This window comes from Niallia yueguangensis (assembly GCF_052663115.1).
Genome location: NZ_JBQTCX010000001.1, coordinates 330235 through 349184, shown reverse-complemented (window position 1 = coordinate 349184; position 18950 = coordinate 330235). Strand labels below are relative to the sequence as shown.

Here is an 18950-nt window from a genome sequence, read left to right as displayed (position 1 = left end):
CAACAGTAGAAAACTGTTGTTTTTTTTGATGAAATAAATAAATTTTACGCATCCAATACATATTAAAAAATATCTTCATACTGAAGAACAAAAGCGGAAGCGCCTTGAACAGCTCTGAAGAAAAATGTTCACATGACTCAAAAAGTGCTTTTTACTTTTAGAGGCATGGGGTTATTTTTCACAAGAGCTAGGCGCTGGAGCTGGATGCGGACACAACCGCCAAGTTATCCACAATCCCATTTCGTTTATAATTTCCTAGACGATAAGTAAAAATAAGCTTGGTTGGTTATTCTAAAATTACATATTTTATGAAAGGATGGAGAAGTAAGATGCTGAAAAAAATAATGTGTTCAGTTGTCTTGACCTTAATATTCTGCAGCAGTGATACATTAGCAGCACAGAACGAAGCACAAGAGTTAGAAATAGGAGCAAAAGCACCTGATTTTTCATTAAAGAATCTTGCTGGAGATACAGTCAAATTATCAGATTATCGTGGGAAAAAAGTAATGCTAAACTTTTGGGCAACATGGTGTCCTCCTTGTAAACAGGAAATGCCAACGATACAGCAATTCTTTAAGGAAAGTGGGAATAAGGTTGTCATTTTAGCAGTAAACATTGACGGAACAGAAGATGTAGTTGATTTTGTAAATAATAGACATTTAACTTTTCCAATTCTTTTAGATGAAAAGGATAAAGTGAATGAGCTTTATAAAATAATAACCATTCCGACCACTTTTTTTATTGATGAAAATGGGGTAATAAAGCAAAAATATTATTCCGCTATGCCAATTACAATTATGAGAGAATATTCAAAATGAATGAAAGCGCTTGCGATTGTGTTTTAAATAATTTATAATAAAATGGATACAAGTTGCAAGTTTACCATTTGAATTTTCAGAAATAATTTTATATTATGAATTATAGGTATAAAATAAAATTTCTAAAAAATCCTAATGATTATAGAGATTATCGGAAAAGATAGAAAATAATCGAATAAAAAGGAGTTTTAAATAATGAGAAAACCACGTAAACGTTCCTTTCAAGAATTAGTATCAGAAAATAAGCTTCAATTATTAAAGGACAAAGATGCGATTGAAAAAATTGAAGAACGACTGGAAGAACGACTTGGCAAAAAACACTTAAAAGAAGTACGTTAAAGTGCTTGTTGTCTTCTATAAAACAGTTATTACCAATTATCATCTTTTTTAGATTGCGCATAATAACAAAGAAGGAGTTGATATTATGGGTAATCCGAAAAAAGATAGTAAGCACTTTGTTCCTAGCCATATTGGAACACAACCAAAAGAGTTTGGTGGAAATAAAGGAAAACAAATGCAAGATAAGTCAGGACAACATCCTCAAGTAATACAAACAAAAGGGGAATAAGAAAAGCGTAAGCGACTTGTTTAGCCCTGAAGAAAAATGTTCATTCGACTCAAACCTTTTAGAGGCGAAGGGTTATTTTTCATAAGGGCTTGGCGCTGGTGCTAGACAAAGAAAAGCGTAAGCACCTAGTTCACTTTAAACCTAGCCACTTAACTAATTTCAAAATATACTTTAAAAACCAGCTCTCGTCTACTGAAATGAGAGCTGGTTTTTTATTAATGTAACTAGTGATCCTTTCATTTTAATTAACGAAAGAATGGGAATATGGTAGTATAAGGTGAAAAGATTATATACAAGAATATTTTATAGAGTGAAGTGAACGAAATGAACAGAGAAAATAAAATAGATCAGACTATAGAGGCAAACATTCAAATAATCGAAAAAAATTATTTTGAAAAAGGAATAAAGGTAACGGAAGAAAAATTATTACAACTTATTCAATCATTAAATGAACAGCAGGATAGCAAAGAATTATCGATACTATTAACGATTGCTGCCTTGGCGCGAATGGAAACGAATGAACAAGATTCGATAGCGATAGCTTGGTTAAACAAGGCGCAACAATTGGATCCAACGAATAAAAAAGCTGCAAATTATTTGTCACAGCATGACTGGCAAAAATACCAACAGCTATTACAAGAGCTGATATTTCCTTCAATAAGAGAAACGGATAATCGAACAGCAAAACGTAAAGTTGCAGAGCAGTATATAAATATTTGTAAAAAGTTTTTACATGATGTAGAAGAGGAAAATGAGAAGCTGGAGGCCCAATTGACTGCAGCAAAAAGTTTTGGCAATTCCCAATTGATTACGAAATATAATGAAATCCTTGCTTTATTAAATAAAGTTATTATTAAAACATCCCAATTATTAAAATCTGCTGAAGAATACGAAGAATCGATAAGCGGGGTATTTCATACTTCTATTTATTATGAAAGTGTAAAAAAATTGATTGAAGAATTAAGCGAACTAAAACAAGAATGGAAGCATATATTTGCAAGTGAGGAAAACAAAAAGAAGGGAAAGTCCTCTTTAGATGAATTACAGCAAATGATTGGTTTAGAAACCGTAAAAAAAAGAGTAAAAGATTATTATCGATTTTTAACCTATCAAAAATCACGAAAAGCCTTAGGGTATACGGTTCAAGATGAATTAAGCCTAAATATGATTTTTACCGGTAATCCTGGTACAGGAAAAACAACATTAGCCCGTTTATTAGCTAGTATTTATTATGAATTAGGAGTTTTACCAAGTGAAGAAGTAGTAGAAGTGGATCGTTCCCAATTAATTGGCGGTTTTATGGGGCAAACTGAAGAAAATGTCCGTGCCGTCGTAAAAAAAGCATTAGGCGGGGTGCTATTTATTGATGAAGCATACAGCTTAAAAAGAGAGGGACAAACTAGCAATGATTACGGACAAGCAGCAATTGATACATTAGTTTCTTTAATGACTGGCACAGAGTTTGGTGGGAAATTTGCCGTAATTTTAGCTGGATACCCAGAGGAAATGAGACAATTTTTAGACAGTAATCACGGACTACGGAGTCGTTTTCCATCTTCTAATATGATTCATCTCCCTAATTATAATAAACATGAACTTTTGCAAATTGCCGATAAAATAGCAAGTGATAATGATTATGTGATAACAGAAGGAGGAAAAAAAGAACTGTTAAAAAGATTGGAGAAGGAAGAAGTAGATGAAAGCTTTGGCAATGCTCGTGCCGTAAAAAATATTGTCCTTGATGCGATTTTTAAAAAAGGTTCTCAACGATTAAATGATCAACATTTTTTAGCATATACTCTTTTAGAAGAGGATGATTTTGCAATTGATGAAGAAATGTTTTCTGAGAATCCAGCTGAAAAATTAGAATCATTAATCGGCTTAGAGGCAGTGAAAGCAGAATTAAAAAAAATAATAGCTTTTGTGAAATTGCAGCAAGTAAGAAGGGAGAAAGGACAAACACTGCTTCCTATTCAACTCCATGCAGTTTTTACAGGCAACCCTGGAACTGGTAAAACGACGGTTGCTAAACTATATGCTCAATTTTTAAAGAATTGCGGCATGTTAAAAAGAGGTCATTTGATTGTAACAAGCAGAGCAGATCTTGTTGCAGGTTATGTCGGCCAATCAGCGATAAAAACAAAAAAGAAAATAAAAGAATCACTTGGAGGCGTTTTATTTATTGATGAAGCATACTCCTTATTAAATGGTTCTAATCAAGATTTCGGCAAAGAAGTAATTGATACATTAGTAATGGAAATGACAAAACACAATGAAAATTTAGTCGTTATTTTAGCTGGTTATCCAAATGAAACAGAAGAATTATTAGCAAGCAATCCTGGGTTAAAATCACGCTTTAAAAAATTTATCCACTTTGAAGATTACAATGCAGAACAATTAATAAATATTATGAAAGCATATGCTTCTAGCTATGACTATATATTAACAGATGAAGCAATTACGTATATCATGCAGGAGCTAAATACGACCTCGATTCAAGGAAACGGAAGATTTGCGACAAATGTAATTGATGAAGCGGTTCAATTACAAGCATTGCGCCTTTTAGAGAAAGACGGCGATAAAGAAGCTGAGCATAGTGTACTAACAGCTATAGATTTACGTAATGCACTTTCTTTGTTCAAAGATAAGAAAGAATAAAATTTTTGAAGGTAGAGACGAGTGTCTAGTTCCGACGTACAGATAGATGTACAGATGTACGAGTGCCGGCGTTGCAACAGGAAGTGGCGCATTTAGCCAGCCAGTCGTACGGCGATGAACAAGATGCTTGCACTTTTCTAATCAAGAACGAAAGGAAAAAATAGCGTTTTAAATTGGGGGAATCATATTTGAATAAAGAGTTTGTGTCAACAAGAGAAATACAACTGTATTATGCAGATACTGACATGATGGGTGTTATTTATCATGCAAATTATTTAAAATTCTTTGAATTAGGTAGAGTAGGACTAATAGAAGATATTGGTTTTAGTTATGTAGAGATGGAAGAACAAGGATTTTTTGCTCCTGTATATGATATCCAAGCAACTTATAAAAAGCCGTTGCGCTATGGTGATAAAGCGTTTGTGAAAACATGGGTGGAATTAAATGATGGATTAAAAACAACGTATGGTTATAGAGTAGAAAATGGAGAGGGAGAAACTTGTGTTGTAGGTTCCTCCACTCATATTATTGTGAGTAAAGACAGCTTTAAACCAAAATCTTTTAAAAAAAGTTTCCCTGAATGGTTTAATAAATATGAAGAAATCAAAATAAAGCATGGATAAGCGATAAAAAATGATTTTCTCCTTATCTTATCTTTTAAAAGTGGAAATTCATACACTAATTGAATTGGTCGTAATGCATGTGTTAAGAATAAAAAGGAGCGTAATGAATGGCTTTTGGAATAAACAGAAAAGAGTTGCTTGCATGGAAAAGTCAAATTGATAAGGGGGAAATTGCTTTTTTAACTCATTATTGGTTAGACGAACGTTTTCCAAAAAGTAAAACTGTCACAAAGGTTGGCTGTTCAGACATGGAAAAATTAATTAATTGGGGAAAAAAGCACGGACTGAAGGAAGAATGGATTCATAAAAGAAAAGACGGCTATTCCCATTTTGATTTAGTAGGAGAAGTGCAAACAAAAATATTAACAAAAGAAGGAATTACCACCCATATTAAATGATACAAAAGCATGCGCCCAATTAAGAGAAGTGTCTCACAAAGGGCGCAACTTTTTTTCGTCTAGGAGATTATAAACGAAATGGGACTGTGGATAACTTGGCGGTTGTGTCCGCATCCAGCTTCGACGTACAGGACGTACAAGTACCGATGTTGCCACAGTCCGTACGGTGATGAACAAGGAACTTGCACTGTTCTTATAGCTGTTTTTCGTTAAAATACTCCGGCTCATTTGCATCTGCATTAAATTCTGCATATAAATCATTTCCGTCGAAATACCATAAATCTTTGTCTTCAATATAGTAGTGAATACCATTTTTAATGGTACTTACACCAATGTTTATCGGTTCTTCGTTTGAAATCCCAAGGGAAAAACCTTGTTGTACCGTACTGCATCCACCATAACGGGCGAAAAATCGAACATAATCTCCATCCTTTAACAACATTTCTTCTTTATACCAAGATGCAGCTTTATCACTAATAAAAATTTTCATGCTACGGAACACCTCATTTTCTTATGAATAGTTAGCTTCATTAAGGATATATTGCAAACAAAACGCTAAAAGCTCTTTTCATTTTATATGAATAGAATGCAAAAATAGCCTTATAATAAGTTGTTCAAAAATCATTAGGAGAACCTCATCATTACGTCGTCACTTTATTCCTAAAGAGAAGCAATCACCAATGCTTTCTTCTAGGTTTTCGTGCCTCCACTTTAATTGTCCTTCTTTTTGAACACGTACTATGATTATTATAAAACAAACCATTTTTTTATGGAACTATATGAATCATATAACTTAATAAGTATAAATGAACATTGTTCGTCAGGGCTAATCAAGACGCTATCGCTTTTCTTATCCTTAAAATGAAAAAACAGTTCGAACATGCAGTAATAGATGACAAGGTGAATCTAAAAATAATCATTCTTTCAAAATTTTATGGAAAGGGGGAGTTCTACATAAAATGTTGTGCCAATAGTCCCTTCGCTTTTAGCATATAATTTTCCTCCATAATCCTCCACAATTTTTTTACATACACTTAAGCCAATCCCTGTTCCTTCGCCTTTTGTTGTATAAAAAGGGTTAAATAATTTTTTAACACCGTCATCACTAATTCCACATCCATTATCTTCTATTGTTATGAAGACGTTTGACTCGTTTAAAGATGTTCGTATTAGGATTATACCAGTATGTTTATTAGCACTTTCTTCAATTGCTTCAAAAGCATTTTTAATGATATTCACTAAAACTTGTTTTAATTGTTTTTCATTAAAATAGATAAATGGAGCATGATCCGTCAATTCCAGTTTCATCGTAATATTTTTCATGATAGATTCACTTTCGAATAATGTACAAATATCACGAATAAGCGTATTAATGGAGAGGAAATTCCAATTATTTTCCTTTGGTTTAGAAGCATTTAAAAAATCAAAAATAATATCATTTGCGCGGTCAATCTCTTCTAAAGCAATTTCTGCATAACGTTCTTTTTTTATTTCTTCTAAATGCGGTTTAATCAGTTGAATAAATCCTTTTACTGTCGTTAACGGATTACGAATTTCATGAGCAATACCAGCTGCTAATTTCCCAATATTTTTACTATAATCATTGGAAAGTGCTAATTCTTTAAATGTATGCATAGTATGGTCAAAAAAAACTTTTTGCTCATTCATATGTTGATGAAACTCGAATAATTGATTTTTTATTTGGTCTGACAATCTTTCTACATGTTGATCTTGTTTTTTTAATGGAAAACAAAATAAATGGAATAATTGATCCTCTCTTACTTTATAAATGCGATAGAATGATTCATTTTGAAGTATGGGCAAATGAACAGCTAATTCCATTTCATTTATGTCACTTTCTAAAAAACAGTAAAAATCATCTATATTTGAATGAATGTAATCTGCAAAGGTTGACGTTAAATAGGAAGAATGGGGAATCGAGGTACTGATTATCTCTAACTTGTGATTTATTAAGAAGTATGGAAAAGGAAGCTTTTCTATCGCTTTTGTTAATAAGTTCATAAATGATACCATCCTTTAAAAATATGATTTTTTCCTTAATTAGGGTTATTCAAAAAGTCCAGGAACACAAGCTTGTAAATAGCTCCGTTACGTCTTCCCACTAATCCTCACGAACTCTCTACTACGCTCCGGGCTTCGTGGCTCTGTCCTTCTTTTTGAACACGCATTATTAATAAAGTGCTCGAAATAAAATTACTTTTTGCTTAATAGAGTCTATGTCGAAAAAAATCAGGTATGTCATTTAAATAACTCTTTTCGTATAGATTATAGTTATTTACCCCGCAGCTTGAATACACTTCGATTTCTGCGGACGAGTGCCGAGCCTCTTCGTCTTTCTCGCTTTTCCCTCAGGAGTCTACATCTATTCAGGCTGCTAAGTTTTATGTAAAAACAACAAATTTTGAGAAAACAGCCTTAATATTAAAGAAGGCTCTGTTTAACGATAATATGGTTTATAGGAAGGGAGTGGATTCCCTGACCTTTTGAAAATCAACAATGGAATTTAACAGCGCCTTGTGAAAAAAAGTAAAAAAAGAGGCTGCCCCAAACGTTTTGAGACAACCTACATTCTACAACCATTTTACTTTTGGTTCTTTTTTATGCAAAATACGTTTAATATTTGCTCTATGCCTGTACACAACAAATACAGTTAATATAGCTAATATAGCAATTAATAGTTTATCATCCCATAAAAAAATGGAATAAATTAAGCCAGCAGCCGCAGCAGTCATGGAAGATAAGGACACATATTTAGAAATATATAAAATGATAAAAAATATAACAATGATAAATAGAAACAATAATGGCTCATGTCCTAATAAAATTCCAGCAGAAGTTGCTACTGCTTTTCCGCCTTTAAAACTAGCAAAAATTGGATACATATGCCCTATTACAGCAACAACACCAAAAATCAATGGATTTATCGTGATGTCATCAACAAACATATAAGGTAAAAGTGTCGCTAATGTTCCTTTTAAAATATCGGAAATGGTAACAGCGAATCCTGCTTTTTTACCAAGAGTTCGAAAAGTATTGGTTCCCCCTAAGTTGCCACTGCCATGCTCCCGAATATCGATTCCGTAAAAAACTTTTCCGATTATTAATCCAGAAGGAATCGACCCAAGTAAATAGGCAATTAAAAATAATAATCCTATAATCAAAACAAACTCTCCTTCGTACTTTGTATTATGCTAGTTTATTGTAACATGTATTAGGGAAATCTCCTCCTTTTTTCTGAAATAAAAATTACTAACAAGCATAATTTTCCCTTTTTTAAGGTACACATACAGAAAGATTATTTTAAAGAAAAAATAATGATACAATGGGAGTAACTATTGTTCTTTTTTGTAAGATAAGAAAGATAAAATTTCGAACCTAGTTTAGTGTCTAGCTCCGGCGCCTAGCCCCTGTGAAAGATAACCTCTTGCCTCTAAAAGTAAAAAACACTTTTTGAGTCAAGAGAACATTTTTCTTCGGGGCTGAGCAAGGCGCCTGCGCTTTTCTTATAAATCTTTCCTATTATGAATAACGTATTATTAAAAATCGGATAATGTCACAGGAAATAGTTTATTTTTAGAATAATTTATTCACAGAATAGTTGGATATTAATAGGTGATTTTTTCTATTAAAGTATATAATGTAAAAAAGAAAGGTGATAAAAAATGAATGTAAATTTAGTGGAAATGCAATCCCTAGATGAGCGGTTAAAAGCATTGGCCAATTTAACAGAACGATTTAAAGAAAGAGCAGCTGAAATTGATGAAAAAGGATTGTTTGTTTACGAAAATATCGCGGAGCTGCAACAATCTGGTTATACTGCCTTAACGATACCTAAAAAATATGGGGGGCAGGAAATTTCCCTTTATGAACTTGTACGGTTACAAGAAGTGATTGCTCAAGGTGATGGTGCAACAGCCTTATCGATTGGTTGGCATATGGGTGCGGCAAGAAATATGGAGGAACGCAGCTGGGATCAGGAATTGTTAGAAAAATTATATAAAAGATTACATCATGGTGCCCTTATTAATGCTGCAGCGTCCGAACCGCAGACAGGCAGCCCGACAAGAGGGGGAAAGCCACAAACAAATGCAGAAAAGATTGGGGATAAGTGGGTAATTAATGGACTTAAATCATTTACAACGATGTCTCCGGTTTTAGATTATTTTATTGTTTCAGCTTCCATAACTAATACTGAAGATGTAGGGAATTTCCTTATTCCTAAAGAAACAAATGGAATAAGAATTGATGAGACATGGGATAGTATTGCCCTAAAAGGGACAGGCAGTCATCATGTCTATTTTGAAAATGTAGAAATAGAAGAGTCTTTTTATGTGGAAGATTTAAATAAACACAAAAAAGTAAATGCATGGTTAATACATATTCCAGCTTGTTATCTTGGCATCGCAGCTGCTGCACAAAAAGAAGCCGTTTTATTTGCAAAAAATTACTCTCCAAACAGTATTTCAGGCACAATCAGTGACCTGCCGAATGTTCGTACTAAAATTGGTGAAATGGAATTAAAGATGCAGCAAGCAAAACATTTTTTGTATTCAGTAAGTAAAAAATGGGATGAAATAAAGGAAGAAGAAAAAGAGTTCATGCAGCCTGAATTGAATGCAGTTAAATTAACGGTAACAAATTTAGCGATAGAAGTAGTCGATCTCGCTATGCGGATTGTTGGAGCACAAAGTTTATCAGCAAAAAGTCCGTTGCAACGATATTATCGTGATGTTCGTGCCGGTTTACATAATCCGCCAATGGATGATAGTACAATCGAGCAGCTAGCGGTGCATTCATTAAACAGTTTTGATTAAATGTTGAACAACTGTCCGTTTCGTAACAAATGAGGACTATTCCCGCGGAAAGGGAGCGGATTCTAGCAAATATCAACATTGCAGTTTAACAGAGACATTTTTTAAAACAGTAAATAAGGTGCTATTTCATGAATCGTTATTGATTTTTTTCATTTTTCCATTGAGCAAAATTCTTTTTTCACAAGAAATAATATGAGAAAATGTAATGGATGAGGAGGGGTTAGATGAATTTACAATCGACAGTCACATTACATAATGGTGTGAACATGCCAAGGTTAGGGTTAGGTGTTTGGAAAGTACAAGATGGGCAAGAAGCTATCGAATCAGTAAAAGCTGCTATTAAAGCAGGTTATATAAGTATTGATACTGCAGCAGCCTATCAAAATGAAGAAGGAGTAGGACAAGGCATTAAAGAAGCTGGTGTACCGAGAGAAAACCTATTTATCACAACAAAGGTATGGAATGCAGATCAAGGCTATGAATCTACTTTAGCAGCATTTGAAACAAGTTTAAAGAAATTAGGATTAGATTATGTTGATTTATATTTGATTCACTGGCCCGTCAAAGGAAAATATAAAGAAACATGGAAAGCGTTAGAAACGCTTTATAAAGACGGTAAAGTAAAAAGTATCGGAGTCAGTAATTTTCATCAACATCATCTGGAAGATTTATTAGAAGACGCAGAAATTGTTCCAATGGTTAATCAAATTGAATTGCACCCTTTATTAAGCCAAACTGAGTTACGTACTTATTGTAATGAAAAGAATATCGTGGTTGAAGCATGGTCACCATTAGCACAAGGTCAGCTATTAGAGCATCCAGTACTAAAAGAAATTGCCTCATCCTATAATAAATCAGTTGCGCAAATTATTTTACGTTGGGATATTCAAAACGATATTGTTACCATACCTAAATCAATAAAGGAACATCGAATCATTGAAAATGCCTCCATTTTTGATTTTGAGTTAAATGAAGAAGATATCAAAAAAATAAATGAAATAAATAAAAATGAACGAGTAGGTCCAGATCCTGACAACTTTAATTTTTAATAGATAGAAAACAGGCAGTGTAGAGGAATAAATCTCACTGCCTGTTTTTGTTATTAAATTATTAATATACGGAAATTCCTTTTAAAGAGAAATATCAGTACATATTAAAATAACGAGTAGAATGATGAGAAAAGAGGTGTTTTGGTGGAAAATACACAACTAAAAATGGAGCCACAGCAGGAAAAAGTCACCATGAATCAAATAACGAGAACAAAAATGAAGGTGACGTTATCTCCCGTTGTTTTTTTTCCATTTATTAAAAAGTCAGCAAAAATAAGAACGGTTCGAAAAAGTGATCAAAGCGTATTAAGTAGTCTTTTTTATCATGGCTTCAAAGATAATATCGATTACAAAGGAGAGACATTAATCATGTATCAAAAAGAATTGAAAGCGTTATTAAAGGGACTGTTTGGTCCTTTTTTATTTGATTGTTCTTATTTATTTATTGAAAAAAATCATGTTGTATCTGCTTCTTTAGTTACATTATTTCAAAATGTACCTGTATTAATGTACGCAGTAACATTGCCGGAACATACAAACAGAGGATTTTTTTCACAATTGCTTGCTCACAGTATGGAATCACTATACAAAAAGGGCTATAAAGAACTTTATTTAGTTGTAACCAATGGCAATGATTCAGCACAGTATATATATAAGAAGTTCGGTTTTCAAGAAACGGCACAAGGATGGAAAGAAATTGTTGATAAATAGGAAAAGCGAAGGGGTTTATGTTGTAAATCCGAAAAAACTAATAATCTTAAAGGTGTGGATTGGATGAAAATTGTTTGTTTTGGTGATAGTTTAACGCGAGGCGTCTCGGTAATTAAAGGACGACTGCGAATCGTAAAAGAAAATTACCCAGCTTTTTTACAAAAATTATTTAATTCGAATACTACAAAAGAGACCGTTATCATTAATAAAGGAGTTTTTAATGATAACTCAAGATTATTAGTAGAAAGATTAAATAAAGATGTCATTTCTGAAAGACCAAACTATGTGTTAATTGGTATAGGAGGGAATGATTGCAATTTTATATGGGACGAGGTTGCCAAGTTCCCGGAAAAAAATCATGAACCAATTGTATCGATGACTGAATATATAAACAATATAAAAAATATTATTTTACAATTAAATGAATACAATATCAAACCTATTTTATTAACCTTGCCTCCATTAGATCCTGTACGATATTACCAATTTATTGTGAAAAAATATGGAACAAGCGTTGGACATTGGATAAGCTGTTGTGGTGGCATTGAACATTGGCATGGTTTATATAATCTACAGTTAAAAAAATTAATTCAGCAATTAAATATTAGTTCAATTGATATTCGTTCAGCACTTAAAAACGCAGGTGAACTAACTGATTTAATAAGTGATGACGGAATTCACTTAAGCTCTGTAGGTTATATAGAAATGAGCACAATCATTTATCATGAATTATTGCTTATAACCAATAATGAACAACAGTAATACTGTGTCAGGCTGTCGAAAAACATTTGCTTTCTTCATTTTCCTTATTCCTCGTCGGCTCTCTATTACAACTACTAACTTGAACTCCTCACAAAACGTTACACGGCGATGCGTCAAGCAATTTCGATCAACCTGAATAAGTTTCCAAATGATATTTCTTCAACACTCTGGCACAACCGTAATGTTGTTAGTGACAAATATATACACAAAATAAAGCAACTATTAGTCTATGGAAAATAACTTTAGTTTGTTATACTAGTGGAAAGAAGCACATAGATAAGGAAAAAGATTGAAAATAACGGAGGAAGTCTGATGAGCAGCATGTATGAAAGAATCTTAGACGTAATAGAAAGAATAGGACCGACAACCATTTTTTCTATTCATGAAGAAATAAATAACCTTCCAAGCGAACAGTTACAGGAAAATAGACCAGTTCCACTTTCATCGATTAAATCAGCAATCACCAGAAAAAAAGACTTATTTTATGTAGACAATAATATTGTTTCTATCCTTCCAGATAAAGAAATAAAAAAACTAATAATCGAATATCAAAATCATGATAGTTGTTGGTATAAATTTACGATTGATTTTATGAAAGAGACCTATATTTTTCAAGAATGGCACCGTTCAGCAAATAAACAAACGCTCCCATTTGGAAAAAGAGTCGTGGATAATGATTATTTAGCATTAAAAAAAGAAATATATAAATTAAAAATATGGGATCTAGAGCTAAGTGCACCCTATGAGTCACTTCCTTCATGGACTTTTACGCTGCAAACAGTGGAAAAAGATTATGTAATAAAAGGCATAGATACAAAAGAGAAAAACTGGAAGAAGATTGAAAAAGTAATTTCACCTTTTATGGATATTCAATCTATTATTAGTAAGTGAACTCTCTATGGCTGTTGATAACTTGGATGCATTTGTGTCAGTGTCTAGCTTCTAATGCACAGTTGTTGTACTAGCTATTTGTCTAAGTTTAATAATTTCTTCTTCATAGCTTGTAAAAAAAGGAAAAAATCCTATCAGTTTTTCGATAGGATTTTTTCCTTTTTTATTATATTGAACTTGTTAGAACATTAAAGTATCTTGCATCTGGATGGGCAAATACCATGGCAGATACAGATGCTTCCGGTTCCATCATACATTCTTCTGTCAAATTAATGCCAATATTTGAAGGGGTAATCAAATCAAATAATTTTTTTTGATCGTCTAATTCAGGACAAGCAGGGTAACCAAAAGAATAACGTTGTCCTTGATATTTTGCAGAAAAACGATCTTTCATTGTAAAATTAATTGGGTCAGGGAAACCCCATCTATCCCTGATTTGGCGATGAATTAATTCAGCAAATCCTTCTGCAACTTCCAATGCCAAAGCTTGGAGAGCATGAGATTCTAAAAATTTACCTTCTGCTTTTAAGCTTTCTGAAGCAGCTCTAATTCCGTCTCCAGATGTAACCGCAAAAAATGCAACATAATCCATTATACCGCTTTCCACTGATTTTACATAATCAGCAAGGCATAGGAAAGGGGCTTTTTCCTGTCTTGGAAAATCAAAAGATTGAATAACATCTTTTTTGTTTTCTGGATCATAGATGAGTACTTTATTTCCATCTGATTGTGCAGGGAAAAATTGATAAACAGCTTGGGGGTTAATCCAATTATTTTCTTCGGCCTGCAGCAGCAGATTTTCAACAGTTTCATTTATTTTCACTGTTTTTTCATCTTTTTCCGCTAGAAGCCTGTCAATTTTTCCTTTTACACCTAAATGATGGCCAAGCAACATTTGTTTATTCACATATGGTTTAATATGTGGAAGAGAATAGTTCGTTAATATATGACTTTTTGTATCTTGCGGAACAAAAACAGGAACGTTTTGATTAATTGTTTTTGTTATCTTCACTGGTTTTTGCACTGTTTTTACTGCAACATTTGTTTCGCTTGCTTGGAGCTTTTCTTGTTTCTCCTCATGATCTTTTTTAAGCTGGATTAGCTCTTCTGGGTCTGTTAACTGATTGCAAATAGAAAGACCATTCATGGCATCTTTTGCATAAAGGACAAGTCCTTCATATTCTTTTGAAATTTTTGTATCAGTAAACTTCCTTGATAATGCCGCACCGCCAACTAGAATCGGAATATCGATTCCAGCTTGTTTCATATCAGATGCTGTAATTACCATTTGTTGAGCAGATTTAACCAATAAACCGGACAGTCCAACCATATCAGGCTGTTCTTTTTTTATCGCTGCTACAAGTTCAGCAGGAGGGACCTTGATTCCAAGATCAATTACTTTGTAGCCGTTATTGCTTAAGATAATATCGACCAAGTTTTTTCCAATATCATGAACGTCCCCTTTAACAGTTGCCAAAATAATTTTTCCTTTAGTAGAGCTTGTTTCATTTTTTTCCATATGTGGTTCCAAATGAGAAACAGCTGCTTTCATTACTTCGGCACTTTGTAAAACTTCGGCAACAATCAGCTGGTTATCATTAAATAATCTTCCAACTTCTTTCATTCCGTCCATTAAAGGACCGTTAATAATATCAAGAGGAGCACTGTAATTGATTAACGCTTGATCTAAGTCTTCTACAAGACCTTCTTTTGTACCTTCGACTACATAATATGCCAATCTTTCATCCAATGTCATATCAGGTAAAGTACTTTTTTGCTCTTTTTTCTTTCCACGATAAAAGTTAGTAAACTCTGCTAATGATTCATCTGTTGTATCAAATAATAATTTCTCAGCAAGCAACACTTCGTCTTTGTCAATGGAAGCGAATCTTTCGAGTTTTTCTGTATTAACAATCGCATAATCCAAACCAGCCTGTGTACAATGATATAAAAAGACACTGTTAAGCACTTCTCTGCCGACAGGGGGCAAGCCGAAGGAAACATTGCTTATTCCTAGTATTGTTTGCACATCAGGACAAGCTTCTTTAATTAACCTGATTCCGTCAACAGTTGCTTTTGCAGAACCAATATACTGCTCATCTCCCGTTCCAACAGGAAATACTAATGGGTCGAAAATAATATCATTGCCTTTTAATTTGTATTTTTTGGTAAGTAGTTCATACGATCGTTTCGCAATTTCTACTTTCTTTTCTGCTGTTACGCCCATTCCTACTTCATCAATCGTACCGACTACGACCGCTGCTCCATACTTATGGACGATAGGTAATATGGCTTCAAATCTTTCTTCTCCATCTTCAAGGTTAATACTGTTAATAATGGCTTTACCTTGAGAATAGGAGAGAGCCTTTTCAATGACGTTTTCATCTGTTGAATCGATTACAAGTGGAACTTTTATTTTTTTGCCAACTTCATGCATAAAAGCTTCCATGTCGCTTATTTCATCTCTGTCCGGGTCCGCTAAACAAATATCAATTACATGTGCGCCGCCCTTTACTTGAGCACGAGCAATTTCAGACGCTTCCTCATATTTGCCTTCACTTATTAGGCGTTTAAACTTTCTTGAACCAATTACATTTGTTCTTTCTCCAACCATGATCGGACGAAGAGTCGGGTCATCATAAATAAATGGTTCGATACCGGAAACCATATGAACATTTTTAGATGCTGATTGTCTAGGTGCATGCTCTTGCATTTTATCTGCAATTGCTTTTATATGTTCAGGTGTTGTCCCACAACAGCCGCCAACAATATTAAGCCATCCTTCCTTTGCAAAACCTGCTAATTTTTCTGCAAGGGAAAGAGGGGTTTCATGGTATTGTCCTTCTTCATCCGGTAAACCGGCATTAGGATAGCAGCTGACAGCAAATTGTGAAAGCTCAGATAAAGAACGAATATGGTCTTGCATAAACTCAGGTCCTGTTGCACAATTTAAGCCGATTGCAATAGGTTTCATATGCTCAACTGATATATAAAATGCTTCAATAGGCTGGCCAGCAAGTGTTGTTCCCATAGGTTCTATTGTACCTGATATCATTAAGGGAAGCTCTTTTCCTGTTTTTGCAAAGGCTTGTTGAATGCCAATAAAACCTGCTTTTACATTTAACATATCTTGGCTTGTCTCTAATAAAAGTAAATCAACGCCGCCGTCAATTAAGCCTCTTGTTTGTTCTTCATATGAAGAGATGAGTTCGTCAAATGTTGTCCCACCTGTAACGCTTAATGTTTTCGTTGTTGGACCCATAGCACCGGCAACATATCTTGGCCATTCAGCGGTTGAAAATTTATCTACTGCATCTTTCGCTAGTTTTGCTGCTATGACATTGTTTTCGTAAGCTGTATCTGCTAAATTGTATTCATCTAATACGATACTTGTTGCACCAAACGTATTCGTTTCGATAATATCAGCTCCGGCAGCTAAATATTCTTCATGAATTTTTGAAATTACATCTGGGCGAGTATAGTTTAGGTTTTCATTACAGCCCTCTAAATCTTCTCCGCCGAAATCCTCAGCAGTTAATTCTTCTCTTTGCAACATTGTTCCCATTGCGCCGTCCATAATCAGGATTCGCTTTTTTAGTTCATCCTTTAACGCTGCTTTTCTCATGTGATGTCCTCCTTAAACGGGCAGTGATTTCATGTGTGTATTTTGCTAGTTCAACTGATAGTTCATAACGTAAAAAAGGAGTGATTAAATAAATGCCATTAAAGTATTGTGCTGCAACATCTATTAACGATTGTGTTATTTTTATACCTTCTTTGCATGCTTGAACTGGATTATCTTTATGCGCAAACATCGTGTTTCGAATTGAATCAGATATTTTTATGCCTGGAACTTCATTATGAAGGAATTCAGCATTGTTGCTGCTGATTAACGGCATTAAACCAATATATATAGGTTTATTAATATGTTTAGTAGCTTCATATAATTCGATAATTTTTTCTTCTGAATAAACAGGCTGGGTAATAAAATAATCCGCACCAGCTTCTATTTTCTTTTCTAATCGTTTAACTGCTTTATCAACTTGACGAACATTCGGGTTAAAAGCAGCAGCTACGGAAAAGTTTGTTTTTTCACCTAAGTCTTTTCCAGATAGTGACATACCTTCGTTTAATTGTTTAATCATCGAAATTAAATCAAAGGAAGACATATCATAAACTGACGATGCACCTGGAAAATCGCCGACTCTTGCTGGATCTCCTGTAATGGCTAATACATCATGCAAACCTAATGTGTGAAGCCCCATTAAATGGGATTGAAGACCAATCATATTACGGTCACGGCAGGCAATATGCACTAATGGACGAATGCCAATTTTATTTTTCGTTAGTGACCCGAGAGCGGTATTGCAAATTCTTGGTGATGCTAAGCTGTTGTCCGCTAATGTAAGGGCATCAATTCCAACCTCTTTTAGTTTTTGAGCACCTTCAAAGAAACGATCTGTATTTAATTTTCTTGGTGGATCAAGCTCCACAATAACAGATGGTCTTTCCGTTACAATTTGTTCCAACGGTTTCGTTTCTCTTAATGGCTGAACAGTTTCAACACGGTTCAATACATGCTTTTCTTTTATTGTTTTTTCAACAATAGGGTGGGTGCCTTTTAATGCACTGGAAAAGGCATGTATATGTTCAGGTGTTGTTCCACAACAGCCTCCCAATAAACGGACACCTTGTTTACGAAATTCAATTGCTGAGTTTTGGAAGTATTCAGCATTCTCTTTGTATTCGAATTTTCCATCATTGTATGCTGGTAAACTCGCATTAGGATACGCGGATAAATAGGCGTGTTTTAATAAAGGAACATCTTGTAATGATGCAATCATATGATGCGGTCCAAGTCGACAATTTAACCCAACTACGTCAGAACCTAATTCTTCTAATTGACGAAAAGCTTCTGCAACAGGAAGCTGATTTTGCAAGATGCCAATTTCATGAACTGATACTTGCGAAATAATCGGAAGATCTGTTTCGTTTTTGGCGATAGAAAGTACTGTGTGTAATTCTTCTAGATCATAATATGTTTCTAGAAGGATGCCGTCAACACCTTCTAATAATAAGCAATACAGCTGTTCACGAAAGCTTCTTTTTATTTCTTCCAAGGTTATGGCTTGTGGTTTAATACCTCGGTTTCCACCAATCGTTCCAAGAATTGAGGTGTCTTTATTTGCTGCTTTTTTTGCTATACGCACAGCAGCACTATTAATTTCTTTTACAGAGTCTTCTAATCCATATCGCTGCAGTTTTAAATAATTAGCTGCATATGTGTTTGTTTGGATTAAATTGGCACCTGCGTTTATATAAGCGCGGTGAATTTCTTCTATTTTATCGCTGTGAGAAAGGTTCAATTCTTCTAAACAACTGTCTTTTCCATAGGAGTATAAAAGTGTACCCATTGCTCCGTCAGCTATTAATATTTCATTTTCCATCTTTTTAAGAAAGGACATCTTTGTACACCTCAAAATCTATATATAATGTAATTCTCCTATTTTCTTTCATTCATGTCTACAAAGGCATGCTTATTGCAAAACGGTTTAATTCACTAGTAACCATACGATACGTACGACCGTACACACCCTCTATAATAACCCACATGATCTCCTTGTGAAAGAAGAAGGA

General features: G+C 34.0%; 16 protein-coding genes. 11 read left to right on the top strand and 5 right to left on the bottom strand.

The window, feature by feature from the left end; translation table 11 throughout:
• Positions 1-329: 329 nt before the first annotated feature.
• The 6 genes from ACTYA4_RS01650 to ACTYA4_RS01625 all read left to right on the top strand — a co-directional run bounded on the left by ACTYA4_RS01650 (position 330) and on the right by ACTYA4_RS01625 (position 5065).
• A complete protein-coding gene (locus ACTYA4_RS01650) occupies positions 330-818 on the top strand; it encodes a peroxiredoxin family protein (protein WP_443479788.1) in 489 nt (162 codons plus the stop codon).
• A gap of 195 nt (positions 819-1013) precedes the next feature.
• A complete protein-coding gene (locus tag ACTYA4_RS01645) occupies positions 1014-1157 on the top strand; it encodes an FbpB family small basic protein (protein ID WP_443479787.1) in 144 nt (47 codons plus the stop codon).
• An 85-nt stretch (positions 1158-1242) separates the two neighbouring features.
• Entirely contained in the window at positions 1243-1386 is a 144-nt protein-coding gene (locus ACTYA4_RS01640; protein ID WP_443479786.1) for an acid-soluble spore protein N, read from the top strand.
• A 324-nt stretch (positions 1387-1710) separates the two neighbouring features.
• Positions 1711-4044 carry an AAA family ATPase gene (locus ACTYA4_RS01635; RefSeq protein WP_445505415.1) on the top strand — a complete coding sequence of 778 codons (2334 nt, stop codon included), beginning with the start codon at positions 1711-1713 and terminating at the stop codon, positions 4042-4044.
• 188 nt (positions 4045-4232) lie between these two features.
• Positions 4233-4667, top strand: coding sequence for an acyl-CoA thioesterase (locus ACTYA4_RS01630; protein ID WP_443479784.1), 435 nt, complete (start codon positions 4233-4235; stop codon positions 4665-4667).
• Positions 4668-4774: 107 nt separating this feature from the next.
• Positions 4775-5065 carry a hypothetical protein gene (locus ACTYA4_RS01625; protein WP_443479783.1) on the top strand — a complete coding sequence of 97 codons (291 nt, stop codon included), beginning with the start codon at positions 4775-4777 and terminating at the stop codon, positions 5063-5065.
• Positions 5066-5258: 193 nt separating this feature from the next.
• Here the strand turns inward: ACTYA4_RS01625 and ACTYA4_RS01620 are convergent, their stop codons facing one another.
• The 3 genes from ACTYA4_RS01620 to plsY all read right to left on the bottom strand — a co-directional run bounded on the left by ACTYA4_RS01620 (position 5259) and on the right by plsY (position 8247).
• Positions 5259-5555 (bottom strand): HesB/YadR/YfhF family protein, encoded by a 297-nt coding sequence (locus tag ACTYA4_RS01620; protein ID WP_443479782.1) that lies wholly within the window; start codon positions 5553-5555, stop codon positions 5259-5261.
• A 434-nt stretch (positions 5556-5989) separates the two neighbouring features.
• Positions 5990-7087 carry an ATP-binding protein gene (locus ACTYA4_RS01615; RefSeq protein WP_443479781.1) on the bottom strand — a complete coding sequence of 366 codons (1098 nt, stop codon included), beginning with the start codon at positions 7085-7087 and terminating at the stop codon, positions 5990-5992.
• Between the two features lie 569 nt (positions 7088-7656).
• Complete coding sequence (gene plsY, locus ACTYA4_RS01610) at positions 7657-8247, bottom strand: glycerol-3-phosphate 1-O-acyltransferase PlsY (protein ID WP_443479780.1); 591 nt, start codon at positions 8245-8247, stop codon at positions 7657-7659.
• Positions 8248-8748: 501 nt separating this feature from the next.
• Between plsY and ACTYA4_RS01605 the strand changes: the two genes are divergently transcribed.
• The 5 genes from ACTYA4_RS01605 (at position 8749) to ACTYA4_RS01585 (ending at position 13313) form a co-directional block, all read left to right on the top strand.
• Positions 8749-9900: an acyl-CoA dehydrogenase family protein gene (locus ACTYA4_RS01605; protein WP_443479779.1), complete on the top strand. Its 1152-nt coding sequence runs from the start codon at positions 8749-8751 to the stop codon at positions 9898-9900.
• 224 nt (positions 9901-10124) lie between these two features.
• Positions 10125-10949 (top strand): glyoxal/methylglyoxal reductase, encoded by an 825-nt coding sequence (gene pgoN / locus ACTYA4_RS01600; RefSeq protein WP_443479778.1) that lies wholly within the window; start codon positions 10125-10127, stop codon positions 10947-10949.
• Positions 10950-11093: 144 nt separating this feature from the next.
• Complete coding sequence (locus ACTYA4_RS01595; RefSeq protein ID WP_443479777.1) at positions 11094-11660, top strand: GNAT family N-acetyltransferase; 567 nt, start codon at positions 11094-11096, stop codon at positions 11658-11660.
• A 63-nt stretch (positions 11661-11723) separates the two neighbouring features.
• A complete protein-coding gene (locus ACTYA4_RS01590; RefSeq protein WP_443479776.1) occupies positions 11724-12422 on the top strand; it encodes an SGNH/GDSL hydrolase family protein in 699 nt (232 codons plus the stop codon).
• A 312-nt stretch (positions 12423-12734) separates the two neighbouring features.
• Positions 12735-13313, top strand: coding sequence for a hypothetical protein (locus tag ACTYA4_RS01585; protein ID WP_443479775.1), 579 nt, complete (start codon positions 12735-12737; stop codon positions 13311-13313).
• Between the two features lie 166 nt (positions 13314-13479).
• Here the strand turns inward: ACTYA4_RS01585 and metH are convergent, their stop codons facing one another.
• Together metH and ACTYA4_RS01575 are read right to left on the bottom strand one after the other, a co-directional pair.
• The gene (gene metH, locus ACTYA4_RS01580; RefSeq protein ID WP_443479774.1) at positions 13480-16938 is read right to left on the bottom strand and encodes a methionine synthase; all 3459 of its coding nucleotides are present in this window, start codon (positions 16936-16938) and stop codon (positions 13480-13482) included.
• A complete protein-coding gene (locus ACTYA4_RS01575; RefSeq protein WP_443479773.1) occupies positions 16913-18778 on the bottom strand; it encodes a bifunctional homocysteine S-methyltransferase/methylenetetrahydrofolate reductase in 1866 nt (621 codons plus the stop codon). The genes metH and ACTYA4_RS01575 overlap by 26 nt, the downstream gene beginning before the upstream one ends.
• Positions 18779-18950 lie beyond the last annotated feature (172 nt).